This window comes from Aliiroseovarius sp. CAU 1755 (assembly GCF_054482655.1).
Window position 1 is genome coordinate 267,839 of sequence record NZ_JBTLRH010000003.1, and the last position, 25,482, is coordinate 293,320.

The window sequence follows — 25,482 nt, forward strand, 5'->3', positions numbered from 1 at the left end:
CGCCCTTGGCTGGGGCGTTGGCGGTTAATCCTCGTCCACCACAGCGAACAAGGTTGGCACAGCAGGACATGGGGTCAGCTCGTTTTTCACGACGTCCGACAGGCGCGTCTGATGCAGGAACACATAAACATGGGCTGACAGCCCTTCCCACAACCGGTTGGTCATCGACTGCGCTTTCGACCCGGACATGCCGCCCGATGCGCCGGCGCCTTTGTGCATTGCCGACACCGTCTCATCGACCGCGGTCAGGATTTCGGACACCCGGATGTCTGACGCAGGGCGCGCCAGTTTATAGCCGCCACCGGGCCCGCGCACGCTGTCCACCAGCCCGGCGCGGCGCAGTTTTACGAACAATTGCTCTAAATAGGGCAGGGAAATGTCCTGACGTTTCGCAAGATCCGTCAGCGACAAAAGGACGCCTTCATCCTGCATCGCAAGGTCAGCCAATGCCACCATGGCATAGCGCCCTTTTGTTGACAGCTTCATCGCGTGCTCCCCCTCAAAAACATTGACCTTTCGGGCATTGACCACTAGGTCACTTAGGACTGGCAAACACGGGCCACTTGCCCGCATTACAGCCACCCCCGTATTATGGTGCGGGTCCGGACGCGTCAAGAAAGCTGGCAACGACAGCGCGACGCAGGATCCGACTGGAAAAAAGAGGCTCAGACTGCATGCCCGAAGTGATTTTTCCCGGCCCCGAAGGCCGACTTGAAGGCCGTTACCACGCCCAAAAGGAAAAAGACGCCCCGATCGCCATCATTCTTCATCCGCACCCGCAATTTGGTGGCACGATGAACAACAAGGTCGTCTATAACCTGCACTATGCGTTCCACAACATGGGCTTCAACGTGCTTCGGTTCAATTTCCGTGGCGTTGGCCGCAGCCAGGGCGAATACGATCAGGGCGTGGGCGAATTGTCCGATGCGGCCTCGGCGCTGGATTATCTGCAGTCCATGAACCAGAACGCCAAGCATTGCTGGGTCGCTGGCTTTTCCTTCGGCGCTTGGATCGGCATGCAACTTTTGATGCGACGCCCGGAAATCACCGGCTTCATCTCGGTCAGCCCTCCGGCCAACATGTATGATTTCAGCTTTCTGGCGCCCTGCCCCAGCTCTGGCCTGATCATCAATGGCACCGCCGACCGCGTCGCGCCGCCAGCAGACACGCATATCCTTGTGAACAAGCTTCATGAGCAGAAGGGCATCACGGTGACCCATACCGAAATCGACGGGTCCGGCCACTTCTTTGAAGATGATCACATGGATACGATGATCACGCATGTGGACGAATATGTCCGCCGCCGCCTGACCGAAACGAGCCGCTGAACGAGACGACCATGGATCTTCTGGAGCAAGTTGCCGACGCGTTGGCCAAGGATGTGCTGGAGGCCGAACGGCTGACCGGCAACGAAGAATTGGTGGTCGAGATCAAGAAGACGGTCGGATCGTCTTCGACGACGCTGGAAGAAGCCTTCATGACCGCCATCCGCATCCGCCGCGCAGAGGCTCGTGGTCGTGATCTTCTGAAGCAGCTGATCAAGTCAGAGATGAGCGTTTAGGGCGACTCATGGGTTCGTTTATTGCGAACAATGGAAACAAAAAGAACGAATCCGCCCCTATTGTTCCGTAATGCAGCACAAAAAATACAACCTTAACGTGTTAACACGACAGTTTACAACAAGTGTTGCAAATAGTGCTCACCAAACTAAGTGATTGTAAATGCGCCACTTCCAAGCGGTTTTCCGCCCACAGTGCACGCTCGGCATAGACTGTTTCGAAAAACCCATTCGCAATCATGTCTCAAATGTGTCAATAATTTAGCCAAATAAAGAGAGTTTGCTCTCTACTGCTTGCACATTTGTTTGGAAAAATTTGCCGGAGGGGTCAAAATGGTTTCCACAAGAAAAGCGCTGACAGCGCTCCTATCAACTTGCACATTTCTAACGATGGCCAGCGCACCCGCGCTTGCTGAATCACAGGTTCGATGCACTATCGCAACGGCCGAAGCGTCGCTGGAGACAGAAACGCTTTGCACCTGCGACGTGGTGACACCGGGCATGCTGAGCTACATCCAGCGACAGGATGAATTCCTGTCCGTTCTCTCGAAAACGACCGAGGAATGCCCGGGCTTTGCTGCCGTTCTAGGCAACATGCCGACGGCGTCGATTGCGCCAGAGGAAGGCGAAGGCCGTGATCGCGTAAGCAGCATTGTTGCGAAAGTCATTGCGCGTGTAACTGGCGGTGGCGGCAACGGCGGCGGCGGTGGTAACGGCGGCGGCGGCGGTAATGGCGGCGGCGGCGGTAATGGCGGCGGCGGCGGTAATGGCGGCGGCGGCGGTAATGGCGGCGGCGGCGGTAATGGCGGCGGCGGCGGCGAAGGCGGCGGCAACGATGACGGCGGAGATACTGGCGGCAACGGTGACGGCGGCGATACCGGCGGCAACGGCGACGGCGGCGAAGGTGGTGACACTGGCCCGCGTGACGGCGGCGACCGCGGTTGTTCCGTCGGTGGCGGCGATGGTGGCGGACAGCTTTTGGTGCGTGCCAGGGTCCGTTCAGGCTGCGATGGTGGCGGATCCTACCCGCAATAGCGCCGAGCCGGTCTTAGACTGGATCGCTACAAAGTAAAAAAGGCGCGCAATATTGCGCGCCTTTGTTCGTTAGACCTGAAAGTATTTCAATTCTGAGCGCGGCTCAGCCGCCCAGAAACACGTTTACCCAGCGTGACGGGCTGTTGGGATCTTGCATCCGGAGAAACACATAGCGCGTTTCTTTCCAGCTTCGGATCTTGTTGGTCATGTTGTCCAAAATCATGTCGCCTTTATCGGTGCGGAACACCAAGACAGCGTGGGAATTTCTTTTGCGATCCAGAACCGTCGCAATCAAAAGACGTTGCGGATCGATCCCTTTGCTGACCAATGCACGTTTCTTTGCAAGGGCGTAGTCCTCACAATCGCCACCGCGTTTGGACGGGATGGTCCAGCGTTCGGCCACGCCGTATTGCTGGCTGTCCTCTACAGAGCGGGTGGTCCGGTTGACTTGCAAGTTGATCGCGTGCGCCAGCTTGATCTGCGCCGAGGTTACGGCTTTTGACGCCCGCGACTTGGCGCAGGCCCAATTGTAAGACCGGCACAGATTCTGTGCACCCGGAGGTGCCGCCGTCCGCCCCTTCGAGGCCAGGAAGGGTGACGCCGAGGCGGTGGTGGGCACAGAAGCCAACAGCACAAAGGCACTGAGCAACGAGGCAGCGACACCCATCAGAGTGGTGCGGCCGGTCCTTTGGCGCGTTCGGACACGGGATATCATCGTCATTCAGGTTCACCTCATCTATGCCACACGATCGACTTGCAGGGGCAAGACGTAAGTGAAGCTGCGTTTCGACACGAGCTACGGGAGGGTAGCCAAGACACCGTATTTGGCGAAAGTGACCGAAAGCTGGCCTGCGTGGGACTTAACTGCATCATTTTCACGCCACAGCCTAACGCCTGAACCGTTAAGCGCGGATTACCGCCGAAATCACTTGTTCCGCACGTTTTCCATGCGCATTATTCTGCCGAAACCCGCCATGCGTGCATCATTTGTTCCGCTCAAACTGGGAAAGAATGTGGCAGCGGTTGTCACATTCGGGCGCGATTGCCTCAATCCGAGCGGTGGTCAGGGCAGACTGATTCTTCCAGGCGGAAGACCCCGACGGCGCATGCCCGCGCCCTGCCCTACAGCCGGTAAATCTCTGAAAACTTGGCTTCGAGGTAGGACAGAAGCGGCTCCACCGACACCGGTGCTCCAGTCGCCAGTTCGACCGTTCGTTTCGGTGAATGAAGCGCGCCGTGCCGTTGCACCTTGTCTTTCAACCAGGCCGTGGCATATGTGGCGTCGCCTGCGGCAAGGTGCGCATCCACATCAGGCAGATCGGCACGCAGGGCGCTGTGAAGACAGCCCGCATACACATTGCCAAGACTATATGTCGGGAAATACCCAAACAGCCCTACTGCCCAATGCACATCCTGCAACACCCCGTTCGAGGCGCGATCGACCTGATAGCCGAAATCCGCTTCGAAGCGCGCGTTCCACGCGTCCTCCAGATCCGCTACATCCAGCTGCCCTGCGATCAGCCGACGTTCAAGGTCGAAGCGCAGCATCACATGCAGGTTATATTGCACCTCGTCGGCTTCGGTGCGGATAAACCCCTTCTCAAGTCGGTTTACCGTGCCATAGAAGGCATCCGCATCGCTGGCCGGGGCATAGCCGAAACGCTGTTCCATCTGCCCGTAGAGCCAGCCCGTGAAGGCCTGCGAGCGTCCGATCTGGTTTTCATACAGCCGTGATTGGCTTTCGTGCACCCCCATCGACGCACCGCGTCCAATCGGAGTCAGCAGATAGGCGCGGTCCACATTCTGCTCATAGCAGGCGTGCCCGACCTCGTGGATGGTCGAATAGATGCAGTTGAACGGGTCATGCTTGTTGGTGCGCGTGGTGATGCGCACATCCAACCCAGAGCCTGAGCTGAACGGATGGACGGCCGTATCAAGCCGCCCATGGGTCATGTCATAGCCGAAGGTCTTCGCCAGCTTGCGGGCCAGTTTGATCTGCTTTTTTGCCGGATAGGCTCCTATCACCTTCTGGGGTGGGTGAGCTGCCCCAAGGGCCGCGTCGCGCAGTCGGACCAGACGGGGGCGCATCGCGTCGAACATCGCCTGTATCTCTGATCCCGAGGCGCCGGGCTCATAGTCATCCAGCAGCGCATCATAAAGATCGCCGCCAGCGGCCAGCGCCGCAGCCTCTTCGCGGCGCAGCGATACGATCTCGGCCAACACAGGTTTGAACGCGGCGACATCATCGGCCGCGCGGGCCTCGGCCCAGCGGCGTTGCGCGGCCGAGGTTGCGCGCGCGATCGCGGTCGACAACGCGACGGGCACCTTGTCAGCACGGTCCCGGGCGCGTTTGATTTCGCGCAGTTGGGCTGCATCTGTGGGCGACAAGGTGCTTGCGTCGATGGCGGCCAGCCAGTCGCGCACCTTTGGGTCGATCCGACGGGCGTGCAACACATTCTCGATGGCGGCCATTTCGTCGGCGCGCTGCGCCCCTGCCCCGTCTGGCATCACCGTTTCCTGGTCCCAGCCAAGCCGCCCGGCAATCTCGCTCAGCGCCTGCGTGTCACGCTGGAAACGCATCAGGTCGTCGAATGCTGTCATGGTCATCGCCTAGCCTCGGATAGATTGTTCGGCGGGGTAGCCTGCCAGGAAACGCGCGTTCAGGATCAGGACCCAGGTCAGGATCGCGCCCACCTGATGGGTGATCGCAACATGCAAGGGCGAGGCTTGCAGAACCGTCGTGATCCCCAGCACCGCTTGCCCAAGCACCATCAGACCCGCCAGAGTGTAAGCCGTGCGCACCATTTGGTTGCCCGACCGGCGTGACACCCGCCACACGACGAAGGCAAAAATGACCAGCAGGTAGCCGACAATCCGGTGCATGAACTGCACAAGCCCTGCGTTTTCGAAAAAGTTGCGCCAGATCGGGCTTAGGTCGAACGCGTCGGGCGGAAAGATCTGTCCCGCCATCCAGGGCCAGTCCACGAACGAGCGCCCTGCGTCGATGCCCGCGACCAGCGCGCCCAACAGGATCTGCAGAAACGCAAGATGAAGAAGACCTGTGCCCATGCCAAACAGCTTGGTTTCGCGCAGGCGACGGGCGGTCATCAGGTCGGCTTCGCGCCGTCCAAGCAGCAAGATGAACCAGGCGATAAGCCCAAGGATGATGAACGCCAGACCCAGATGGATCGCCAGCCGGTAAGATGCCACATCCACCCGGTCGCCCGACAGGCCAGAGGATACCATCCACCAGCCGATAGCACCTTGAAGCCCCCCAAGCACGCCCAGCAACGCCAATCGTCCGGTCCAACCATTCGGGATTTTTCGGGCCGCCAGAAATCCGAAGAAACCGATCGCCCAGACCAAACCGATAAAGCGGCCAAGCTGACGATGTCCCCATTCCCACCAATAGATCGCCTTGAAGTCAGCCAGATCCATACTGCTGTTTTGCAACTGGAATTCGGGGATCTTCTGGTATTTTGCGAACTCGGCCGCCCATGCAGCGTCGGATGTGGGGGGCATGGCGCCGGTGAACGGCGCCCATTCGGTGATCGACAGCCCGGAATCAGTCAGCCGGGTCAACCCGCCGACCACGACCATCGCGGCGACCAGTGCAAACAGCACCAACAGCCATATCCGCACCGCACCGCGCGCCGCGCCGCCACCCGATCCGCGTTCGATCATCCCTGTGGCGACGGTCTTTCGGTCACCTTGCGTGTCCGTGCCGACCTCTTCAAAAATGCTGCGGGGCTTTGTCATCTGGCTCTCCCAATCGCTTCGGCGCGATATTCCTTTACTTGAGCCCGAATGCCAAGGGGGCAAGGGGCAGGAAAAAGTTGGAAATCCGAAGGTTATCGCCAAAGGTCCAGTCCTTTTGGTTGCCCCTGTCTCAACCCCGATGATATAGTCAGCACAACCATATATTGTGTGACCCACACCAAAACGGCGGACAACGTGACAGATACCCCTGAAGCACCTGAAAACGAAGGCGAAATGCCGCCTGAACGCCCCACCTATGATGGCCCGCAAATCTCGATCGAAGAGGAGATGAAAAGCTCCTATCTCGATTATGCGATGAGCGTGATCGTCAGCCGGGCGATTCCCGACCTGCGTGACGGTCTTAAACCGGTCCACAGGCGCATCCTGTATGCGATGTACGGCACCGGAAACACCCATGACAAACCGTATCGGAAATCGGCCCGACCGGTTGGCGACACGATGGGGAAATTCCACCCCCACGGTGACAGCGCGATCTATGACGCGCTGGTGCGCATGGCGCAGCCGTTCTCGATGTCGCTGCCGCTTCTGGATGGTCAGGGCAATTTCGGCTCAATGGACGGCGATAACGCCGCTGCCATGCGGTATACCGAAGTGCGGATGGACAAACCGGCCGCCTCCTTGTTGGCGGATATCGAGAAAGACACGGTCGATTTTCAGGACAACTACGACGGTAAAGACCTTGAACCGACCGTCCTGCCCGCGCGCTTTCCCAACATGCTTGTCAATGGTGCCGGCGGCATCGCGGTTGGCATGGCCACCAATATCCCGCCCCACAATTTGGGCGAAGTGGTCGACGCCACGCTGGCGCTGATCGAAAACCCGGATCTGAGCTCGGAAGGGTTGATGGAGTATGTCCCCGGCCCCGACTTCCCGACCGGCGGCATCATGCTTGGGCGCTCTGGTGCCCGCAAAGCCTATCTTGAGGGGCGCGGCAGCGTCATTATTCGCGCCAAGACCCGGATCGAGGAGATCCGCAAAGATCGCTATGCCATCGTGCTGGACGAGATCCCGTATCAGGTCAACAAGGCCTCGATGATCGAAAAGATCGCCGAATTGGTGCGCGAAAAGAAGCTGGAGGGAATTTCCAGCGTTCAGGATGAAAGCGACCGGATCGGCGTGCGCGTGGTTGTCGAACTGAAGCGCGATGCGACCGCCGAGGTCGTGTTGAACCAGTTGTTCCGCTATACGCAGATGCAGACCTCGTTCGGGTGCAATATGCTGGCGTTGAATGGCGGACGCCCAGAACAACTGACGCTTTACGATTTCCTGAGCTATTTCATAACGTTCCGTGAAGAAGTTGTGACGCGCCGCACGGCGTTTGACTTGCGCAAGGCACGCGAACGCAGCCATGTGCTGTGTGGTCTGGCCGTTGCCGTTTCGAACGTGGATGAGGTCGTCGCGACCATCCGCGCCTCGCATGATCCGGCCGATGCCCGCGCCAAGCTTATGGAACGCCGATGGCCGGCGCATGACATCGCCGAATATATTCAGTTGATCGATGATCCAAGCCACAAGATGAACGAGGATGGGACCTATAACCTGTCCGAAGCACAGGCCCGCGCCATCTTGGAATTGCGCCTGCAACGCCTGACGGCGATGGGGGTGAAGGAAGTCACCGACGAACTGCAAGATCTTGCCGCCAAGATACGCGACTACCTGGATATTCTGCGTTCGCGCGACCGGATCATGGCGATCATCTCGGATGAACTGCGCGAGGTGAAAGACGCCTTCGCCGTGCCGCGCAGAACCCAGATCGTGGACTGGTCCGGCGACATGGACGACGAAGACCTGATCGAGCGCGAAGACATGGTCGTGACGGTGACCGAAACCGGCTATATCAAGCGCACGCCTCTGGCCGATTTCCGCGCGCAAAAGCGCGGCGGCAAGGGGCTGTCCGGGATGCAGACCAAGGAAGAGGATGTGGTGACCACTTTGTTCGTGGCCAACACCCATACGCAGCTTTTGTTCTTCACCACCGAAGGCATGGTCTACAAGCTGAAGACATGGCGTCTGCCGCAAGGGGGACGCACCGCCAAGGGCAAGGCCATCGTGAATATTCTGCCCATCCCGCCCGGTGTGTCCGTGGCGGCGATCATGCCGGTGGATGCGCCTGAAGAGGATTGGGACGATCTGCAAATCTTCTTTGCGACCACCGCCGGTGGCGTGCGCCGTAACGCGCTGTCAGACTTCACCAATGTGAAATCAAACGGCAAGATCGCCATGAAGCTTCCCGAGGGCGTCGAAATGGTCGACGCGCGGATCTGCACCGATGAAGACGACATCATGCTGGTGACCGCATCAGGGCGTGCCATCCGGTTCCCGACCACCGAAGTGCGTGTGTTCAAGGGCCGCGATTCGATCGGCGTGCGCGGCATCAGGCTTGTGAACGACGGCGACAAGGTCGTGTCGATGTCGGTGATCCGACATTTCGAAGCGACAGCCGACGAACGCGCCGCCTACCTCAAGATGCGTCGCGCCATGGCGGGGGCTGATGATGAAGGTGCCGACGAGCCCGAAGGCGACATAACGCCCGAGCGGTTTGAAGAAATGCAAGCCGCCGAGGACTTGATCCTGACCATCACCTCTGGCGGTGCGGGCAAGATCAGTTCGTCGCATGACTATCCGGTGCGTGGACGCGGCGGTCAGGGTGTGGCCGCGATGGACAAGGCGATGCGTGGCGGCACCCTTGTGGCGTCGTTCCCGGTCGCGCAGGAGGACCAGATCATGCTGGCCACGTCCAAGGGCCAGTCGATCCGGTGCCCCGTCGACGGCATCAGCTTCCGGTCACGCGGCGCAGGTGGCGTCAAAGTGTTCAACACCGGCAAAGGCGAAGAGGTCGTGTCGGTCGCTCGGATTGCCGAGCAGTCGGATGAGGATACCAGCGACGAGCTTGCCTCTGACACCGAGGCCGTGAGCGAAAGCGATGCAGGGACAGACACCTGACGTCGCAGCACCATTCAGGACACCATGGATCGCGTGATCATTGTCACCGGACCCATAGTGTCCTTTCTCCGCCGTCTTGGCTTGACGTTTTTTCAAGCGACTCGCCTTGCACCACGGCGAACTGAGGTCACACGTGAACAACAGACTTGGCCTGATTGCCTTCCTGACCGACGAATATGATCGCGCGATCTCTTGGTTTCAGGAGGCGTTGCAGTTCGTTTTGCTGGAAGACACCGACATGGGCCACGGCAAGCGTTGGGTGCGCATGGCGCCTCAGCACGACGCACAAACCGCGTTTCTGATCGCGCGCGCAACAGGTGATCAGCGGCGCGCCGTCGGAAATCAGGCCGGCGGGCGCGTCGGGCATTTTCTGTTCACAGATGATTTCGACGCGATGTATGCCCATATGACGAAGGCCGGCGTCACCTTCCGCGAAGAGGCGCGCCACGAACCCTATGGGACGGTCGCCGTGTTCGAAGATCTGCACGGCAACCTTTGGGATCTGCTGCAACCAAAACGCTAATGCGCCCCTTCCCTTTTCGCACGCGTTCGCCTATCTGCGGCACATGACTGAAAAGACCCTTCATATTGTCGGCGGCGGCATGGCCGGATCCGAAGCAGCGTGGCAAGCGGCGCACATGGGCGTCGATGTGGTGCTGCATGAAATGCGCCCGAACGTTGGCACCTTTGCCCACCAATCCGGCGATTTCGCTGAAATGGTGTGCTCCAATTCGTTCCGTTCTGACGACGACGAACAAAACGCTGTGGGCTTGCTGCATTGGGAAATGCGCAAGGCCGACGGGGTCATCATGGCAACGGCCGACGAAAACCGCCTGCCTGCCGGTGGTGCGCTTGCCGTCGACCGCGAGGCCTTTGCGCAAGCCGTCACCGCCAAGCTGCGCGCCCTGCCGAATGTCCGGGTCGATTACGGCGAGATCACCGACCTGCCCGATGACGGCAGCTGGATTTTCGCCACCGGTCCGCTCACCTCACCCGCGCTTGGCGAAGCGATTGCACGCGAAACCGGCACGGACCGGCTGGCGTTTTTCGATGCCATCGCCCCCATCGTCTATGCCGACAGCATCGACATGGACGTGGTTTGGGCGCAGTCGCGTTATGACAAGGGCGACACGGAAGAAGAGCAGAAGGCCTACCTTAACTGCCCGATGACCAAGCCGCAGTATGAAGCGTTCATCGACGCGCTTCTGGCCGCTGACAAGACCGAATTTCACGACGGCGAAACCGCCACCTATTTCGACGGCTGCCTGCCGATCGAGGTGATGGCCGAGCGTGGCCGTGAAACGTTGCGTTTTGGACCGATGAAACCCATTGGTCTGACAAACGCCCATAAACCCGAAGACAAGCCCTATGCGGTGGTTCAACTTCGCCGTGATAACGCATTGGGCACGCTTTATAATATCGTTGGCTTTCAAACCAAGATGAAATACGGGGCGCAGACCGATGTATTCAAGACGATCCCAGGGTTGGAGAACGCTTCCTTCGCGCGTCTGGGTGGGATTCATCGCAACACCTTCATGAATTCGCCGACGCTGCTGGATGACCAGATGCGCTTGAAGTCGCGTCCCAACCTGCGCTTTGCGGGACAGGTGACCGGGGTCGAAGGATACGTGGAAAGCGCCGCAATGGGCTTGCTGGCAGGTCGCATGGCCGCGGCCGAGATCCTTGGCCGCCCCCTTCCGAAGCTGCCGCAAGACACCGCTATGGGTGCCCTGATCCATCACATCACCGGCGGCGCTGAGGCGAAAACCTTTCAGCCGATGAACGTCAACTTCGGGCTGTTTCGCCCCGTTGACGGGTTGAAAGGCGGGCGACGCGGTCGAAAAGACCGCTACAAAGCCTATACGGACCGCGCGAAAGCAGCGTGGACCGATTGGCTTTCGGCCTTTGACTGACATGAAGTGTGGAGCGTAAATGTCTGTATTCACAACACGTTTCGCGCCATCGCCCACAGGGCCGCTTCATCTGGGTCACGCTTACTCGGCGTTGCTAGCTTTCTCGATGGCCCGCACCGCGGGTGGTCGTTTTTTGTTGCGCATAGAAGACATCGACCGGGCGCGTTCCAAACCGCATTGGGAAACGCAAATTTTTGATGATCTGCAGTGGCTGGGTGTCCGCTGGGACGCCCCCCCGATCCGCCAACAAGATCGCCAGCCTGCCTATGATACGGCCCTGCAGACCCTTTGGGCCAAGGGCTTGCTTTATCCATGCCACTGCACGCGCCGCGACATCGCCGATGCCGCCAGTGCCCCTCAGGAAGGTGCGTCGCCGGCGATTGGTCCCGACGGGGTGATCTATCCCGGCACCTGCCGCCCGGCCACGCCCCCCACCGGTCCGTTGCCCCGTGATACTGCCTTGCGCCTCGACATGGCGCGGGCGACGGCGTCCAAAACCTATCGGTTTTTCGAAACCGGCGCAGGTCCTGACGCTGAGACCGGGACCATCACCTTCAGCGGCGACGACGCAGTGCGCGACATAGGCGATATCGTGTTGGCACGCAAAGCGATGGGAACCTCCTATCACCTAGCCGTTGTGGTGGACGACGCGGCACAAGACATCACGCATGTGGTTCGCGGTCAGGACCTGTTCGCCGCCACCCGTATCCACGTGATCTTGCAAGAGCTTCTGGGCCTGCCCCAACCAATCTTCCATCACCACCGACTGATCCGTGACGAAACAGGCAAGCGCCTCGCCAAACGCGATGATGCGCGCGCGATTTCGACGTATCGCGCTGAAGGCAAATCGCCGGACGACATCCGAAAGATGGTTGGGCTTTAGGCCATAGGCTCCATCAACGTGACAGCTTCGCCATCCCTCACGGCCGTGTAGAAACAACTTCGCCGGTTTGTATGGCAGGCAGGGCCTGTCTGCCGCACCTGAACCAGCAGGCAATCACGATCGCAATCGAGGCGGAAATCGACCAGCTCTTGCACATGGCCCGAGCTTTCCCCTTTCACCCAAAAGCTCTGACGGGATCGCGACCAGTAGGTCACGCGCCCGGTCTCAAGCGTGCGCCGCACGGACTCTTCGTTCATCCACGCCATCATCAGAACCTCGCCACTGTCGACATCCTGTGCGATGGCCGGGATCAGACCCTTCGCATCATAGATCAATTCACGCGCGTCGAATTTCATGGCCCGTCCTTTCCAATCTTCCACCTGCCCCTTATGTAGTCCGATACAACGATAGGCGAAAGGCGGGATGACAATGAGCGACAGTGACCTGATCAAGCTCTATTCTAAGCAGATACTGGCTCTGGCCGCTGCCATTCCGCATCTTGGAATGCTTGACGCACCAGACGCCGAGGCTAAGGCACGCTCCCCCCTGTGCGGGTCCATGGTGTCTGTCGGGCTCACCCTTAAGGACGATATCGTGACCGGGTTTGCCCAAAACGTAAAAGCCTGTGCGCTTGGGCAAGCCTCGGCGGCGGTTTTGGGCAAGGTTGTGATCGGGCTTGATGCGCAAACACTTGCGCGGGGCCGCGAAGAATTGCACGCGATGTTGGCAAAGAACGGCCCCGTGCCATCCGCACCCTTCGAGGGCTACGAGACTTTGCTGCCCGCGCGCGAGTTCAAAAACCGCCATGCCTCGATCTTGCTACCGCTGGATGCCACGCTTGCAGCGATTGAAAAGGCGCGCAGCAGTTAAGCACCTGATAAGACCTCTGCTGTATCACCGAGCCACGTGAAACATGTGGCGGTCATGATCGAAAACCAAGCTTTCCCAATTCCGGACGCATCAAAGCAGGGCCTTGATGACATCGCCCGCGCGGCGGCGGAACTTGGCTTCAAGATCGTCGATGTTGCTGGATTTCTGGCAGATGTCGATATGATGGCCGGCCAGCAAAAACAGTCGATCGAGGCACTTACCCGGCAGTCCCAGCACGTTCTCGCATCGAACGCGACAGTTCTAACCACGCTGCATGACCTGATGAGCCGTGCGCAAACCAACGCGCAATCCGCCAAAGCCACAGCCGATCAGGTCGAAACAAACGCCCAGCAGGCACAAGGCATCGCGCAATGGGTCAACGCGCTGGCCGACCAGATGGCACAGATGACCGACACCTTGCGCAACATCCACAAAAGCAACGAACAAATCGCGTCGATTGCCGCGCAGGTCAACATCCTTGCGGTGAATGCCAAGATCGAAGCCGCTCGCGCAGGTGACGCGGGGCGTGGCTTCGCGGTTGTCGCCGCAGCAATCAACGAATTGTCCGCCAAGACAACCAAGACCGCCGAGAATATATTCTCGGATGTGGATGCGTTGACACGGACCGTAGGCACCCTGAACAGCCAATCCGCGGATGTTGCGACGGAGGCTGGGCGCGTCATAGAAAGCTCGGTCGCGATCACGACCGCAAGTCAAGATCTGGCCGAACGGGCTGCGAAAAACGCGCACGCGACCCGCCAAATAAAGACCGAGGCTGAAACCGTCGGCGCATTGGTGTCCGACTTTCTGCCCGCGTTCGAAAGCATCAGCGGGTGCGCGGCCAAAACCGCCACCGGTGTTCACCATGTCAGCCAGCAAACCAATGGTATGATCGACCTGTCTGAACGGATGGTCCAGCTTACGGTCGGGCTGGGTGTGGTGTCCGGGGACCGGCAATTCATCGAACGGGTCCAAAGCGACGCGCGCCAAATTGCGAAACGGTTTGAACACGCATTGGACACGCAGTTGGTCACCGAAGCCGCGCTGTTTTCAGAAACCTACCACGTGATCCCAGGAAGCAATCCACAACAGGTGATGGCACCATTCACACGTCTGACCGACAGCATATTGCCCGAGATACTGGAAGCCGCATTGACCAGCGACGCGCGCGTTGTGTTTTGTGCTGCGGTCGATCAACGCGGCTACCTGCCCACACACAACAAGTGCTTTTCGCATCCCCAAAGTGACGATCCGGTCTGGAACATGGCGCATTGCCGGAACCGAAGGATTTTTGACGACCGTGTCGGCCTGAAAGCCGGGCAATCCACCGCCCCGTTTCTGCTGCAAGTCTATCGTCGTGACATGGGCGGCGGGCAATTCGCGTTAATGAAGGACCTGTCGGCGCCAATCGTGGTGAACGGCCGCCATTGGGGCGGCTTGCGCATGGCCTATTTGGCCGATGCATAAAAAAACCGCCGCACTCCTGGCAGGGAGGCGGCGGAAGGTAGCGGGACGGGTTTTCGGGGTCCGGTGTGGGAAAGAGGCAGTCACACCGGGTCTTGGGACAAGTGACGGGCAGTGAACCGTCATGATACATCGCATTTGGGACATGATGCAGTGTCCGGACCCTCCGCAGGCAGAAACTGGATTGGGGTTAGATCGCCCCGGGCAGATGAAGCGCTCCAAAAAGAACAACCAACAGGCACATGCCACCGACGGCATCCTGCCAAATTGTGGCGGATGATCGGGACAATACAGCTTTCATTTCGTTCAGCATGACAAACTCTCCTGCGCTCTGTTTCGGTGGGGTCTTCGTGAACCACATCACCTTTGTTGCTATTTTGTTCGCATATTTGCGCGCGGTTTGTAAAGAACTTTTTAAGAACATTTGTGAACTTATGAGAACAAATGGGCTAACCCACTGAAATCAAACGAATGGCTTCGTCCTGCCGCATCAGCCACAGTAGAACGCGTGCCGCATGCCCCCGTGCGGTCGTCAGATCGGGGTCTTGATGCAACAGAAGACGCGCGTCTTTCTGGGCCACGACCATCAAAGCCGCCTGATGTTCAAGATCTCCAACCCAGAACCGTGGCAGACCGGACTGCGCGGTCCCCAACACGTCCCCGGCCCCGCGCATTTCCAAATCCGCCTCGGAAATCACGAACCCATCTTCGGTGTCGCGCATCACCGACAGGCGTTTCTCGCCGCTTTCGGTCAGGGGCGGTTGATACAGCAGCAAACAGGTCGACGCCGTCTGCCCCCGGCCCACACGTCCGCGCAGCTGGTGCAGTTGGGCCAGCCCGAAGTGCTCGGCGCGTTCGATCACCATGATCGAGGCATTGGGCACGTCCACGCCAACTTCGATCACCGTCGTTGCAACCAACAGCCGGGTGTCGCCAGCGACGAAGGCGGCCATTGCGGCATCTTTTTCGGCGGGCGGCATTTGCCCATGCACCAGACCAACCACACCCTCGCCCAGGTCTGCGCGCAGAAGCTTGAACCGTTCCTCGGCGGCCGTCATGTCCATCACTTCGCTTTCTTCGACCAAGGGACAAACCCAATAGGCCTGTGCGCCGTCGTCAATCGCGCGGCGCAACCGTTCGACCACTTCGTCAATGCGGCCGTCGGACACAAGCACGGTCTTGATCGGCTTTCGCCCCGGTGGCTTTTCATCCAGCACCGACACATCCATATCGCCATACTGGGCAAGCGCCAAACTGCGGGGAATCGGTGTGGCTGTCATTACAAGCACGTCCGAGGCCTGCCCTTTTGCCCCAAGCTCCATGCGTTGCGAGACACCAAACCGGTGCTGTTCATCCACGACGGCAAGTCGAAGGTCTTGAAAAACGACATCTTTCTGAAACACCGCATGGGTGCCGACAAGAATGTGAATGTCGCCCCGCGCCAAGGCTTCAAGCTTGGATCGCCTTTCGGCCCCCTTGTCACGCCCCGTCAGCAGTGCGACCACGACCCCCGCCGCTTCGGCCAACGGGCGGATCGCTTCAAGATGCTGAGCGGCCAAGATCTCGGTCGGGGCCATCATGACGCCCTGCCCGCCGGCCTCGACCGCGACCAGAAGCGACAGCAAAGCGACCAGCGTCTTGCCAGAGCCCACATCGCCCTGCAACAACCGGTTCATCCTTTGACCCGACGCCATATCGGCTGCAATTTCTTCGACCGCACGACGTTGTGCTGCTGTGGGCGCATAGGGCAAGGCCGCCAATACCTTCTCCTGCAACTGCCCGGTGCCAACGCTGAGCCGTCCCTTGCCACGGCGCACCTTTGCGCGTGCAAGCGCAAGTGTCAGCTGATGGGCGAAGAACTCGTCATAGGCCAAGCGGCGGCGCGCGGGCGATTGGGGCGACAGGTCATCGGCGCCTTGTGGGGTATGGGCCTGTCGCAATGCCATGTGCCAGTCCGGCCAATGTTCGCGCGATTTCAACTCCGGGTCGATCCATTCCTTCAACACAGGCAAACGGGTCAGCACCTCGCCGACCCCCTTGGCGATGGTGCGTCCGGTAATGCCCGCAGTCAGCCGGTATACCGGTTCGTAATCGGGTATTTCATCAACATCATTTGGCGGCAGGATGTAGTCGGGATGCGCGATCTGCAAGGCACCATCAAAAGCCTCGACCTTGCCCGAGATCACGCGGGTTTCGCCTTCAGGCAATTGCTTTGAAAGCCAATTTGCATTTGCGTGGAAAAACACCAGATCGAAGGTGGTCAGGGCGTCTTTGACCTCGATCCGATAGGGGGCGGTTCGTGTACGACCCGGGCGGTGCTTCAACACCTCGATTTCGACCGTGGCGATTTCGCCAAGCTGCACCTCGGTCACCGAGGCGCGAAATTTGCGGTCGATCCCTGCATGCGGCAACCAGAACAGCAAATCGCGCGGGAGCGTAATACCAAGCGTTCCCAGACCTTTGGCCGTCTTTTCGCCAATGCCGCCCAGCGTTTCAAGCTTGGCAAACAGGGGAAACAGAATTTCGGGTCGCGTCGCCATGATCTAACCGTCTCCGATCAGGGCCAACCAGCCGTCTTCGTCAAGCGTTTTGATCCCAAGCTCAGCGGCCTTCTTGGCTTTCGAACCAGCACCGGGTCCGGCCACCAACAGATCTGTCTTGGCCGAGACCGAGCCTGAGACCTTCGCGCCCAATGCTTCGGCGCGCGATTTGGCTTCGGCGCGTGTCATCTTTTCCAATGTGCCGGTGAACACCACGGTCTTGCCGGCGACGGGACTGCCATCAGTCTTGGGGGCCTGCACGGGTTGAACATCCAAAGCCGCGACCAGCCGGTCAATCGACGCCCGTTCAGCCTCTTGCGCAAAACTGGCCACCAACGACCCGGCCATCACGGCGCCAACACCGTCGATGGACACCAATTCATCCCATGCAGACGAGTCTGTCCCAGCGGCTGTCACCGCAGCCTCAAACGCGTCCCAGGTTGCGTAATGCCTTGCCAATAGATTTGATGCGCTTTCGCCAACATGCCGAAGACCAAGCGCAAAAATCAATCTATTCAAAGGGATTGTGCGGCGTTCTTCAATCGCTGCGAAGAGCTTCTCGGCGCTTTTTTCGCCCCAGCCATCACGGTTTTTCAACCGCGCGAGCTGCGCCTTGTCACGCGCGGCCAAGGTAAAGATATCCACTGGCTCGCGGATTGGCAGGTTTGGATCGTTGTAGAACGCCTCGACCTGCTTGGCCCCAAGGCCTTCGATGTCAAACGCGCCGCGTGATACAAAATGCTTCAGTTTCTCAACGGCTTGTGCGGGGCAGATAATGCCGCCTGTGCAGCGACGCACCGCGTCCCCTTCTTCGCGGATCGCGTCAGACCCGCATTCGGGGCAGTGTGTTGGAAACACATATGGCTTTGCATCCGCAGAACGTCGGTCCAGATCCACATCTGACACTTTGGGGATCACGTCACCGGCGCGATACAGTTCGACCCAGTCACCGATGCGGATGTCCTTGCCGCCGCGAATGGTGTCGCCCTTGCTGTCGCGTGCGGCGATATAGTCCTCGTTATGCAGTGTCGCGTTGGACACGACAACGCCGCCCACAGTCACGGGTGTCAGGCGCGCAACGGGGCTGAGCGCGCCGGTGCGCCCGACCTGAATGTCGATCGCTTCGAGACGGGTCCAGGCGCGTTCAGCCGGAAATTTATGCGCTATCGCCCAGCGGGGCGTGGTCGACCGAAACCCAAGTCGGGCCTGAAGGCCAAGGTCATCGACCTTATAAACGACCCCGTCGATGTCATAGCCCAATGTGGCGCGCTGGGATTCTATTTCGTGGTAATGCGCCAATAGCGCTTTCAGGTCCGTGAACCGCCGGGTCAGCGTGTTGGTCTGGAACCCGAGCGTTTCCAGACGCTTCACAGCCTCCATCTGGGTGCTGGCAAGCGGGGCGGACAAGGCCCCCCAGGCGTAGGCGAAGAACCTCAGCGGTCGATCTGCGGTGATTGACGCATCCAGCTGCCGCAGTGATCCGGCCGCCGCATTGCGCGGATTGGCAAAGGTCTTGCCGCCACGTGTGGCCTGGCGTTCATTCAGCGCGCTGAAATCGGCATGCGACATATAAACTTCGCCGCGCACTTCGAACACCTCGGGCGCGTCGGTCAGGGTGTCGGGGATATCGGCGATGGTGCGCACGTTGTCTGTCACGTTCTCCCCAACAGCGCCATCGCCACGGGTTGCCGCGTGGACCAAACGCCCGTTTTCATACCGGATCGACAGGGACAGTCCGTCGATCTTGGGTTCTGCCGTGTAAGCAAGCGGCGCGGTGTCTGACAGGCCCAGAAAGGACCGCACCCGGCCGTCGAAATCAACCACGTCCTGATCGTCGAAGGCGTTGCCAAGCGACAACATCCGCACCTCGTGGGTGATTTTGGAAAATCCCTCGGACGGGGCCGCCCCCACCTGTTCACTGGGACTGTCGGCACGTTTGAGGTCAGGAAACTTCGCCTCGATCGCGCTGTTGCGCCGTTTTGCCGCGTCATAGGCAGCATCCGAAATTTCGGGTGCATCTTCTTGATAATACGCTGCATTCGCGCGCGACAAGATTGCACCGAGCCGTGCCAGTTCGGCGCGTGCATCGTCTTTGGTCAGTTTGTCCAGGTCAATTTCGGCGGTCGCGCGCATGGCCCAAGCATACTCCTTTTCAATTGTGATAGGCCCGTGCCGCGCCTTCGTCCAGTCCCGTTGCAGCCCGATCGCCCGACATGACGACCGCAACCCTTTGAAAAAAGGCGCAATCACCCGTGTTTCAAGGCGTCGGCTATTGCCGAACCTGATGCGAGTCCCTAAGTTCCGTTGGGAAGCTCTGGGGAATGCGCATTCAATGACTGAAGACGACGATCACACACGGCGCAAATGGCGCCCGTTTGCTGGATTGCGCAACAACTTCCTTGCGGGTCTTGTCGTTGTCGTGCCGATCGCGGTGACCATGTGGATGATCTGGACCTTTGTAGGTTGGATCGACAGCTGGGTGCTGCCGTTTGTCCCAGCGCGCTATCACCCCGATGCGCTGATCAATCTTTTCTTTGGTGAAAGTGCCTGGTTCAAGATGATCTTTGGGGATGACGTTCGCGTCAACGTGCGCGGCGTTGGCGTCGTTGTCTTCCTGTTGTTTACCGTTTTTGTCGGCTGGATCGCCAAGGGCTTGATCGGGCGGTCCTTTCTGGCCTGGGGCGAAGGGCTGGTGGATCGGATGCCGGTTGTGCGGTCCCTGTATAACGGGATCAAACAGATCGCCGAGACGGTGTTCAGCCAATCCACCGAAACCAAGTTCGACAAAGCTTGCCTTGTGGAATATCCGCGCAAGGGCATCTGGGCGATTGCCTTCATTTCGACCAAGGCAAAGGGCGAGATCGACAAAAGCATTCCGGTAAACGAAGACATCGTCTCGGTGTTTTTGCCGACGACTCCGAACCCGACATCAGGGTTTTTGTTGTTCGTGCCGCGTCATTCGGTGATCGAGCTGAACATGAGCGTCGAAGATGCTGCCAAACTGGTCATCTCGGCGGGTTTGGTCTATCCGAACTCGAAAGACCCATCGCAACCCATTGAAACTGATGTAAAATGAACCTGGTGCTTGCACCCGCTCTAACCGGTTTTGCAACCGGGTTTTCCCTGATTCTGGCCATTGGCGCACAGAACGCTTTCGTGCTGCGTCAGGGGTTGATGCGCCAGCACGTGTTTTGGCTTTGCCTGTTTTGTGCCACCTCGGACGCGCTGTTGATCATGGCGGGCGTTGCCGGGTTCGGCGCCATGGTCGAAGCATGGCCCAGCTTGCCCTTGGTGATGGCACTGGCAGGTGCGGGGTTCTTGATCGTCTACGGAACAATGCGGTTTGCGGCCGCGGTGCGTGGCGACTACGCGATGGAGCTTTCCGGGCAGTCCCGCCCCCTGTTGGCCACGATTGCGATCGCGGCGGCGTTCACTTGGGCCAACCCGCATGTCTATCTGGACACTTTGGGGCTGATCGGGGCTATCTCGACCTCGTTCGGGGACTGGACGCAGCGGATCATCTTTGGGCTGGGCGCGGTAACGTCGAGCTTTGTTTTCTTCTTCTCGCTGGGCTATGGCGCGCGTTTTCTGGCCCCGGTCATGCAACGCCCCAAGGCGTGGCAGATGCTCGATGTAATCATCGGATTGACCATGTGGGCGATTGCGATCGGGCTGATCCGAGGCGTGGCAATCGGCACGATCGGCTAGCCGAACATCTCTTCCAGATCTACAGAGCCACGGGTGTTCAGATCATCCCTGTGCTGGTCAAGAAACTGCGAAGCGGCGTCTCGCCCTGCTGATTTCAACCGCTGCAACGTCACCGCCGAGGGCACCAGTTTGGTCGCCGTGCTAAGGTCGCGCATCAAAACATCATCCGAGATCATGTGAACGAGCACATCGCGCATTTGGCCGGGCGCCAGTTGTCCTGCGGAAATCAGTCGTTTGACGAAATTGATCGCCCGAAGCTCGCGCAGAAGCGACGAATTAAAGCTGATCTCGTTGATCCGGTTCTGGATATCCGCCCCAGAGGTTGGAACATCGGGACGGAAAAGCGGGTTGATATTGACCACCACAATGTCGGCCGGCAGCGCCGGGTCAAACAGGGGGAACAGGGCCGGATTGCCCGTATATCCACCGTCCCAAAAGGCTTCGCGATTCCCGGTGCTTGGGTCGTCGATCTCGACCGCCTGAAAGACGGTGGGCAGGCAGGCCGAGGCAAGGATTGCATCGGTCGAAATCTCGTGCCCATCGAAGACACGGATCTTGCCGGTGCGAACATTGGTGGCGGACACGCAAAAGCGCGGGCCGATATCGGCACAGACACGATCAAAGTCGAACTTCTCGACCACCGATTTAAGCGGATTGGCGTAGAACGGCCCATAGGAATAGGGGCTGATCACCCGGCTGGCCATATCGGCCCAGGCAAACGCCGGCGAGGCTGCGATGGCTTGGCTGATAAACTCGTTATGTGGGGCAAACTGGGCAAACCATGTTGTCAGGCGCAGATCATGGACGCCCGCCACGCTATGCCATAGCCCATCCAGTTGGGCGCGTGCGGCGTCGCGGTCCTGCCCCTTACCGTCCGCCACCAGCCCTGCTTTCAGCGCCGCACCGTTTAGGGCCCCGGCCGAGGTGCCCGAGATGCCGGCAATCTCGATCTGTTCGTCTTCCAGCAACCGGTCAAGCACGCCCCAAGTGAAGGCGCCATGTGCGCCCCCGCCCTGAAGTGCCAGATTGATGCGTTTGGGTTTGGGTCGGGTGCTCAAAGTGCAGTCCAGCCGCCATCAACAGACAAGGTTGTGCCGGTGATCTGTGCGGCTGCATCCGAACACAGAAAGACCGCCGATCCACCCATTTGCTCGACGGTCGCAAATTCCTTGGACGGCTGGCGTGCCAGCATGACTTCGCGAACCACCTCATCACGACCCATGCCATGAGTTTTCATCTGGTCCGGGATCTGCGCCTCGACCAGCGGTGTCAGCACGTAGCCAGGGCAGATCGCGTTGCAGGTGATGGGCTCTTCGGCCGTTTCAAGCGCAACCGTCTTGGTCAGCCCGACCACACCGTGTTTGGCCGCAATATAGGCCGATTTGAACGGTGACGCCGTCAACCCATGCGCCGAAGCGATGTTGACGATCCGGCCCCAGCCACCGGCGCGCATCTTGGGCAAAGCGGCAGCCGTCGTGTGAAACGCCGAGCTAAGGTTGATCGCGATGATCGCATTCCATTTGTCCACTGGAAATTCGTCCACCGGTGCCACGTGCTGAATGCCGGCGTTGTTGATCAGGATGTCGCACTGGCCCGCTTTCGCAATCAGGTCGCGACATTGATCGGCGTCCGACATGTCGGCTTGGATGTATCGCACCTCGACCCCGAATTCCTTGGCGATCTGCTTGGCCAGGGCGTGGTCTTCATCCGTATCCGTAAAGGAGTTCAGCACTACATCTGCGCCCGCGCGGGCAAGTTCGCGGGCAATGCCCAGACCGATACCGGAATTGGACCCGGTGACGACTGCGGTTTTTCCGTTCAACGATGTGGTGATGGCCATGGGGATCTCCTCTGCGTAATATGTTGCGCCGCAGCATAGCTGAATGCCGCCCGCACGCCAGCGGATATCCGAGCGGCGGCCTGATCACCCATGCGGACCGATGCAGAGCGGTCTGAGCCAACCGATTCTCTCGACCTTTGGTGTGACGTGCGCGGTATGAAGGCTGCCCGAGTGGTCCATAAAAAAAACGCCCGCACGAAGCGGGCGTTAAGTTATTGAGGCAGGTTTCATACAGGCAAGAAACCTATCGAGCAGTGAATTCTTTATAAGCGGTCTGGCGCCGCGTTCCAAGCTAAAAGTTTGAAAAGGCTCGGGGACAGGTCTAGGCTTTCCTCAAATCATATCAGGGACGTGAAGGATGCAGTCGCCAATGAGATCCGATATCTTCAACAATCTGCGCGCACTTGCTGGTGCCGTTTCGCTTTCGATCCTCACCGCCCAGTTTGCCTATGCTGAGCCCCAGCATGGCATAGCTATGTATGGCGACCCTGCCCTACCACCTGATTTTGTGTCCCTGCCCCATGTGAACCCAGACGCCCCCAAGGGTGGCAAGATCATTTTCGCCGAGGCGGGCGGCTTTGATTCGCTGCACCCGTTCATTCGCAAAGGGTCCGCCCCGTGGCAGCTTCGCTTTATGTTGGCTGAAAGCCTGATGGGGCGCAGTTATGACGAACCGTTCACCCTTTACGGTCTTTTGGCCGAATCGGTCGATACCGATCCTGATCGCACATGGGTCGAATACACCTTGCGACCAGAGGCCCGTTTTTCCGACGGCAGCCCCGTCACGGTCGAAGACGTGATGTGGTCCTATGAGACCCTCGGCACCCTCGGCCATCCGCGCTATCACGGCGCCTGGAGCAAAGTGGCCTCCATGGAGAAAACCGGCGAGCGGTCGGTGAAATTCACCTTCAACACCGAGGATCGGGAATTGCCGCTGATCCTTGGCATGCGCCCGGTGCTGCAAAAAGCCCAGTGGGAGGGCAAGGACTTTGAAGCCTCTGGCATCGACGTCATCCCCATCGGGTCGGCGCCCTATGTGATCGCCGATTTCGAAGCCGGCCGTCATCTGACGTTAAAGCGCAATCCCGACTATTGGGGCAAGGACGTGCCCTTCATGCGTGGACAAGCCAATCTGGACGAGATCCGGTTCGACTATTACGGCGATGGCGATGTGATCTTCGAGGCCTTCAAGGCCGGCGAGGCAACGACACACCGCGAAACGAATGCGCAGAAATGGGCGACACAATTCACGTTTCCTGCTGTGACTTCGGGCGACATCGTGCTGTCGGACATCCCCCATCAGCGCCCCACCGGGATCATGGGGTATGTCATGAACACCCGCCGCCCCGCGTTTCAGGACATTCGCGTGCGTGACGCGATGATCCACGCCTTCAATTTCGAGTTTATCAACCAGACCATCAATGCTGGCGCCAAGAAGCGCATTCAGTCCTATTTCCACAACTCGGTGCTGGGAATGACACCGGGGGCGCCTGCGGAAGGTTTGGTGAAGGACATGCTGACGGCCTTTGACGACCTGCCGAAGGGCGCGCTTGAGGGATATGCCCTGCCGGTGTCTGACGGCTCGGCGCGCAACCGCGACGGATTGCGCAACGCCATGGCGCTGATGGAAGACGCCGGCTGGACCGTGCAGGACGGCGCGATGAAAGACGCAAATGGGTCGCCTTTCACCTTCGAGATCCTGTTGAAAACCGGCGCCTCCGAGAACCGGCAAGAGATCGACATCTTTACCGCCGCCCTTGAGCGTATGGGGATCGCGCCCACCATCACCTCGGTCGACAGTGCGCAATACAAGGAACGCACCAACGCGTTTGATTTCGACATGGCCTATTACTGGCGCGGCCTGTCGCTCAGCCCCGGCAACGAACAAAAGCTGTATTGGGGCAGCGAAAGCGCAGACGAAGAAGGCACACGCAACTGGATGGGCGTGAAAAGCGCGGCAATTGACGGCCTGATCGACCGCATGCTGAACGCCAAGGGGCAGGACGAATTTCGCGCGGCCACCAAAGCGCTTGATCGTGTGCTGACCGCTGGCCGCTATGTCATTCCGTTGGGGTTCTCCGAAATGTCCCACATTGCTCATGTCAAAGAACTCAAATACCCCGCGCGCATTCCGATGTATGGCGATTATCTGGGCTTCCAGCCTGAGATTTGGTGGTATGAGGAATAGGATTGCCGCAGGCGAGGCACGTCGCCAAACGCTGGCGACGCTGGTTCTCGGCGTGTAGGCCCAATCATCCTTTGGGTCAGGTCAGCGACGTGACCCAAAGGATCATCGCGTCCTCATCGCTGATCGACACAACGTTATGGCCCATCGACGCATCGTAATAGGCGCTGTCGCCGCGCCGCATTTCGACGGGTTCGTAGAATTCCGTAATCAGCCGGATCGCGCCGGTCAGAACATACAGGAACTCCTCTCCGTCATGGCGCACCCAGCCGTCAAACTCGTCAAAGCTGCGGGCACGCACCCGGGCGCGATAGGGCAGCATCGCCTTTTTGGTCAACGCGCCTGCCAGCATTTCATGTTCATAGGTGGCGGTCGGATGGGACGCGCCATCCCCCGATTTGGTCACGGCCATGCGCCCGGACACCTGTGCCGCCTTCGGCGCGGTGAAAAGCTGAGGCACCGAGATCTGCAGACCCACTGCCAGCTTCTTCAGCGCCTCGTATGTGGGTGACATCTGGCCGTTTTCGATCTTCGACAGGGTGGATCGCGCCAGCCCGGCCTGAACGGCCGCTTGGGCAAGGGTCCAACCGCGCGATTTGCGCAGGTCACGCACCCGTTCGCCAAGGTTTACGGGGCTTGGATCAGGCGCATCCTCGCCGCTTTCGCGTGCCAGACGGATCAAGCTGGGTTGGTTGAGGCTCTTCATGGCCTCTGAATACACCGAAACCGGATCAATGCAACTGCTAGCCCTTGTAAGTGCCCG

Annotated in this window: 23 protein-coding genes; 12 read left to right on the forward strand and 11 right to left on the reverse strand. The window is 59.3% G+C overall.

From position 1 onward, the window contains the following. Nucleotides 1-24: 24 nt before the first annotated feature. Nucleotides 25-486 carry a Fe-S cluster assembly transcriptional regulator IscR gene (gene iscR, locus ACXYMP_RS13260; protein WP_458906884.1) on the reverse strand — a complete coding sequence of 154 codons (462 nt, stop codon included), beginning with the start codon at nucleotides 484-486 and terminating at the stop codon, nucleotides 25-27. Nucleotides 487-674: 188 nt separating this feature from the next. Here iscR and ACXYMP_RS13265 point away from each other — a divergent pair, with 188 nt between their 5' ends. From ACXYMP_RS13265 to ACXYMP_RS13275, 3 genes are all read left to right on the forward strand, one after another. After that, entirely contained in the window at nucleotides 675-1,328 is a 654-nt protein-coding gene (locus ACXYMP_RS13265; RefSeq protein WP_298566748.1) for an alpha/beta hydrolase, read from the forward strand. Between the two features lie 11 nt (nucleotides 1,329-1,339). Further along, the gene (locus ACXYMP_RS13270; RefSeq protein ID WP_298566747.1) at nucleotides 1,340-1,561 is read left to right on the forward strand and encodes a hypothetical protein; all 222 of its coding nucleotides are present in this window, start codon (nucleotides 1,340-1,342) and stop codon (nucleotides 1,559-1,561) included. Between the two features lie 387 nt (nucleotides 1,562-1,948). Next, nucleotides 1,949-2,593 carry a hypothetical protein gene (locus ACXYMP_RS13275; protein WP_458906887.1) on the forward strand — a complete coding sequence of 215 codons (645 nt, stop codon included), beginning with the start codon at nucleotides 1,949-1,951 and terminating at the stop codon, nucleotides 2,591-2,593. 103 nt (nucleotides 2,594-2,696) lie between these two features. Here the strand turns inward: ACXYMP_RS13275 and ACXYMP_RS13280 are convergent, their stop codons facing one another. The 3 genes from ACXYMP_RS13280 to ctaA form a co-directional block, all read right to left on the reverse strand. Further along, nucleotides 2,697-3,314: a transglutaminase-like cysteine peptidase gene (locus ACXYMP_RS13280; protein ID WP_298566745.1), complete on the reverse strand. Its 618-nt coding sequence runs from the start codon at nucleotides 3,312-3,314 to the stop codon at nucleotides 2,697-2,699. A gap of 401 nt (nucleotides 3,315-3,715) precedes the next feature. After that, entirely contained in the window at nucleotides 3,716-5,194 is a 1,479-nt protein-coding gene (locus ACXYMP_RS13285; RefSeq protein WP_458906889.1) for a carboxypeptidase M32, read from the reverse strand. Between the two features lie 9 nt (nucleotides 5,195-5,203). Next, nucleotides 5,204-6,352: a heme A synthase gene (gene ctaA / locus ACXYMP_RS13290; RefSeq protein WP_298566742.1), complete on the reverse strand. Its 1,149-nt coding sequence runs from the start codon at nucleotides 6,350-6,352 to the stop codon at nucleotides 5,204-5,206. Nucleotides 6,353-6,586: 234 nt separating this feature from the next. On the opposite strand from ctaA, the gene gyrA reads away from it, so the two are divergent. The 4 genes from gyrA (at nucleotide 6,587) to gluQRS (ending at nucleotide 12,112) form a co-directional block, all read left to right on the forward strand. Further along, entirely contained in the window at nucleotides 6,587-9,316 is a 2,730-nt protein-coding gene (gene gyrA, locus ACXYMP_RS13295; RefSeq protein ID WP_458907354.1) for a DNA gyrase subunit A, read from the forward strand. Between the two features lie 133 nt (nucleotides 9,317-9,449). Then, the gene (locus tag ACXYMP_RS13300) at nucleotides 9,450-9,839 is read left to right on the forward strand and encodes a VOC family protein (protein ID WP_458906892.1); all 390 of its coding nucleotides are present in this window, start codon (nucleotides 9,450-9,452) and stop codon (nucleotides 9,837-9,839) included. A gap of 43 nt (nucleotides 9,840-9,882) precedes the next feature. Further along, complete coding sequence (trmFO, locus tag ACXYMP_RS13305; protein ID WP_458906894.1) at nucleotides 9,883-11,229, forward strand: methylenetetrahydrofolate--tRNA-(uracil(54)-C(5))-methyltransferase (FADH(2)-oxidizing) TrmFO; 1,347 nt, start codon at nucleotides 9,883-9,885, stop codon at nucleotides 11,227-11,229. A gap of 19 nt (nucleotides 11,230-11,248) precedes the next feature. After that, a complete protein-coding gene (gene gluQRS / locus ACXYMP_RS13310) occupies nucleotides 11,249-12,112 on the forward strand; it encodes a tRNA glutamyl-Q(34) synthetase GluQRS (RefSeq protein ID WP_458906896.1) in 864 nt (287 codons plus the stop codon). Here the strand turns inward: gluQRS and hisI are convergent. Beyond that, the gene (hisI, locus tag ACXYMP_RS13315; protein ID WP_458906898.1) at nucleotides 12,109-12,468 is read right to left on the reverse strand and encodes a phosphoribosyl-AMP cyclohydrolase; all 360 of its coding nucleotides are present in this window, start codon (nucleotides 12,466-12,468) and stop codon (nucleotides 12,109-12,111) included. The two genes, gluQRS and hisI, sit on opposite strands and share 4 nt — an antisense overlap. 73 nt (nucleotides 12,469-12,541) lie before the next feature. On the opposite strand from hisI, the gene ACXYMP_RS13320 reads away from it, so the two are divergent. Further along, the gene (locus ACXYMP_RS13320; RefSeq protein ID WP_458906900.1) at nucleotides 12,542-12,982 is read left to right on the forward strand and encodes an iron-sulfur cluster assembly scaffold protein; all 441 of its coding nucleotides are present in this window, start codon (nucleotides 12,542-12,544) and stop codon (nucleotides 12,980-12,982) included. 54 nt (nucleotides 12,983-13,036) lie between these two features. Beyond that, nucleotides 13,037-14,449, forward strand: coding sequence for a methyl-accepting chemotaxis protein (locus ACXYMP_RS13325; RefSeq protein WP_458906902.1), 1,413 nt, complete (start codon nucleotides 13,037-13,039; stop codon nucleotides 14,447-14,449). Between the two features lie 187 nt (nucleotides 14,450-14,636). Here the strand turns inward: ACXYMP_RS13325 and ACXYMP_RS13330 are convergent, their stop codons facing one another. From ACXYMP_RS13330 to ligA, 3 genes are all read right to left on the reverse strand, one after another. Next, nucleotides 14,637-14,759, reverse strand: a complete 123-nt coding sequence (locus ACXYMP_RS13330) for a hypothetical protein (protein WP_298566734.1) — start codon at nucleotides 14,757-14,759, stop codon at nucleotides 14,637-14,639. A gap of 136 nt (nucleotides 14,760-14,895) precedes the next feature. After that, nucleotides 14,896-16,986: an ATP-dependent DNA helicase RecG gene (gene recG, locus ACXYMP_RS13335; protein ID WP_458906904.1), complete on the reverse strand. Its 2,091-nt coding sequence runs from the start codon at nucleotides 16,984-16,986 to the stop codon at nucleotides 14,896-14,898. Nucleotides 16,987-16,989: 3 nt separating this feature from the next. Further along, nucleotides 16,990-19,119 carry an NAD-dependent DNA ligase LigA gene (gene ligA, locus ACXYMP_RS13340; RefSeq protein WP_458906906.1) on the reverse strand — a complete coding sequence of 710 codons (2,130 nt, stop codon included), beginning with the start codon at nucleotides 19,117-19,119 and terminating at the stop codon, nucleotides 16,990-16,992. Nucleotides 19,120-19,318: 199 nt separating this feature from the next. On the opposite strand from ligA, the gene ACXYMP_RS13345 reads away from it, so the two are divergent. Together ACXYMP_RS13345 and ACXYMP_RS13350 are read left to right on the forward strand one after the other, a co-directional pair. After that, nucleotides 19,319-20,062, forward strand: coding sequence for a DUF502 domain-containing protein (locus ACXYMP_RS13345; RefSeq protein ID WP_298566731.1), 744 nt, complete (start codon nucleotides 19,319-19,321; stop codon nucleotides 20,060-20,062). Then, entirely contained in the window at nucleotides 20,059-20,694 is a 636-nt protein-coding gene (locus ACXYMP_RS13350; protein ID WP_298566730.1) for a LysE/ArgO family amino acid transporter, read from the forward strand. Before ACXYMP_RS13345 ends, ACXYMP_RS13350 begins: the two co-directional genes overlap by 4 nt. Here the strand turns inward: ACXYMP_RS13350 and ACXYMP_RS13355 are convergent. Next, complete coding sequence (locus tag ACXYMP_RS13355) at nucleotides 20,691-21,752, reverse strand: patatin-like phospholipase family protein (RefSeq protein WP_298566729.1); 1,062 nt, start codon at nucleotides 21,750-21,752, stop codon at nucleotides 20,691-20,693. The two genes, ACXYMP_RS13350 and ACXYMP_RS13355, sit on opposite strands and share 4 nt — an antisense overlap. Beyond that, nucleotides 21,749-22,534, reverse strand: a complete 786-nt coding sequence (locus ACXYMP_RS13360; RefSeq protein WP_298566728.1) for a 3-hydroxybutyrate dehydrogenase — start codon at nucleotides 22,532-22,534, stop codon at nucleotides 21,749-21,751. Before ACXYMP_RS13360 ends, ACXYMP_RS13355 begins: the two co-directional genes overlap by 4 nt. Nucleotides 22,535-22,904: 370 nt before the next feature. Between ACXYMP_RS13360 and ACXYMP_RS13365 the strand changes: the two genes are divergently transcribed. Further along, complete coding sequence (locus ACXYMP_RS13365) at nucleotides 22,905-24,722, forward strand: extracellular solute-binding protein (RefSeq protein ID WP_458906910.1); 1,818 nt, start codon at nucleotides 22,905-22,907, stop codon at nucleotides 24,720-24,722. Nucleotides 24,723-24,798: 76 nt separating this feature from the next. Here ACXYMP_RS13365 and ACXYMP_RS13370 read toward each other — a convergent pair whose 3' ends face one another. Beyond that, nucleotides 24,799-25,425 (reverse strand): helix-turn-helix domain-containing protein, encoded by a 627-nt coding sequence (locus ACXYMP_RS13370; RefSeq protein WP_298566725.1) that lies wholly within the window; start codon nucleotides 25,423-25,425, stop codon nucleotides 24,799-24,801. Nucleotides 25,426-25,482 lie beyond the last annotated feature (57 nt).

What these genes read in the sequence shown, in the direction of transcription:
- ACXYMP_RS13345 (WP_298566731.1), top strand. Translation starts at nt 19,319, where the DNA reads ATGACTGAAGACGACGATCACACACGGCGCAAATGGCGCCCGTTTGCT.
- gyrA (WP_458907354.1), top strand. Translation starts at nt 6,587, where the DNA reads ATGCCGCCTGAACGCCCCACCTATGATGGCCCGCAAATCTCGATCGAA.
- ACXYMP_RS13280 (WP_298566745.1), bottom strand. Translation starts at nt 3,314, where the DNA reads ATGACGATGATATCCCGTGTCCGAACGCGCCAAAGGACCGGCCGCACC.
- ACXYMP_RS13285 (WP_458906889.1), bottom strand. Translation starts at nt 5,194, where the DNA reads ATGACAGCATTCGACGACCTGATGCGTTTCCAGCGTGACACGCAGGCG.
- ACXYMP_RS13265 (WP_298566748.1), top strand. Translation starts at nt 675, where the DNA reads ATGCCCGAAGTGATTTTTCCCGGCCCCGAAGGCCGACTTGAAGGCCGT.
- ctaA (WP_298566742.1), bottom strand. Translation starts at nt 6,352, where the DNA reads ATGACAAAGCCCCGCAGCATTTTTGAAGAGGTCGGCACGGACACGCAA.
- hisI (WP_458906898.1), bottom strand. Translation starts at nt 12,468, where the DNA reads ATGAAATTCGACGCGCGTGAATTGATCTATGATGCGAAGGGTCTGATC.
- ligA (WP_458906906.1), bottom strand. Translation starts at nt 19,119, where the DNA reads ATGCGCGCGACCGCCGAAATTGACCTGGACAAACTGACCAAAGACGAT.
- trmFO (WP_458906894.1), top strand. Translation starts at nt 9,883, where the DNA reads ATGACTGAAAAGACCCTTCATATTGTCGGCGGCGGCATGGCCGGATCC.
- ACXYMP_RS13370 (WP_298566725.1), bottom strand. Translation starts at nt 25,425, where the DNA reads ATGAAGAGCCTCAACCAACCCAGCTTGATCCGTCTGGCACGCGAAAGC.
- ACXYMP_RS13325 (WP_458906902.1), top strand. Translation starts at nt 13,037, where the DNA reads ATGATCGAAAACCAAGCTTTCCCAATTCCGGACGCATCAAAGCAGGGC.
- ACXYMP_RS13270 (WP_298566747.1), top strand. Translation starts at nt 1,340, where the DNA reads ATGGATCTTCTGGAGCAAGTTGCCGACGCGTTGGCCAAGGATGTGCTG.
- ACXYMP_RS13360 (WP_298566728.1), bottom strand. Translation starts at nt 22,534, where the DNA reads ATGGCCATCACCACATCGTTGAACGGAAAAACCGCAGTCGTCACCGGG.
- iscR (WP_458906884.1), bottom strand. Translation starts at nt 486, where the DNA reads ATGAAGCTGTCAACAAAAGGGCGCTATGCCATGGTGGCATTGGCTGAC.
- ACXYMP_RS13365 (WP_458906910.1), top strand. Translation starts at nt 22,905, where the DNA reads ATGAGATCCGATATCTTCAACAATCTGCGCGCACTTGCTGGTGCCGTT.
- ACXYMP_RS13275 (WP_458906887.1), top strand. Translation starts at nt 1,949, where the DNA reads ATGGCCAGCGCACCCGCGCTTGCTGAATCACAGGTTCGATGCACTATC.
- ACXYMP_RS13320 (WP_458906900.1), top strand. Translation starts at nt 12,542, where the DNA reads ATGAGCGACAGTGACCTGATCAAGCTCTATTCTAAGCAGATACTGGCT.
- ACXYMP_RS13350 (WP_298566730.1), top strand. Translation starts at nt 20,059, where the DNA reads ATGAACCTGGTGCTTGCACCCGCTCTAACCGGTTTTGCAACCGGGTTT.
- gluQRS (WP_458906896.1), top strand. Translation starts at nt 11,249, where the DNA reads ATGTCTGTATTCACAACACGTTTCGCGCCATCGCCCACAGGGCCGCTT.
- ACXYMP_RS13330 (WP_298566734.1), bottom strand. Translation starts at nt 14,759, where the DNA reads ATGCTGAACGAAATGAAAGCTGTATTGTCCCGATCATCCGCCACAATT.
- recG (WP_458906904.1), bottom strand. Translation starts at nt 16,986, where the DNA reads ATGGCGACGCGACCCGAAATTCTGTTTCCCCTGTTTGCCAAGCTTGAA.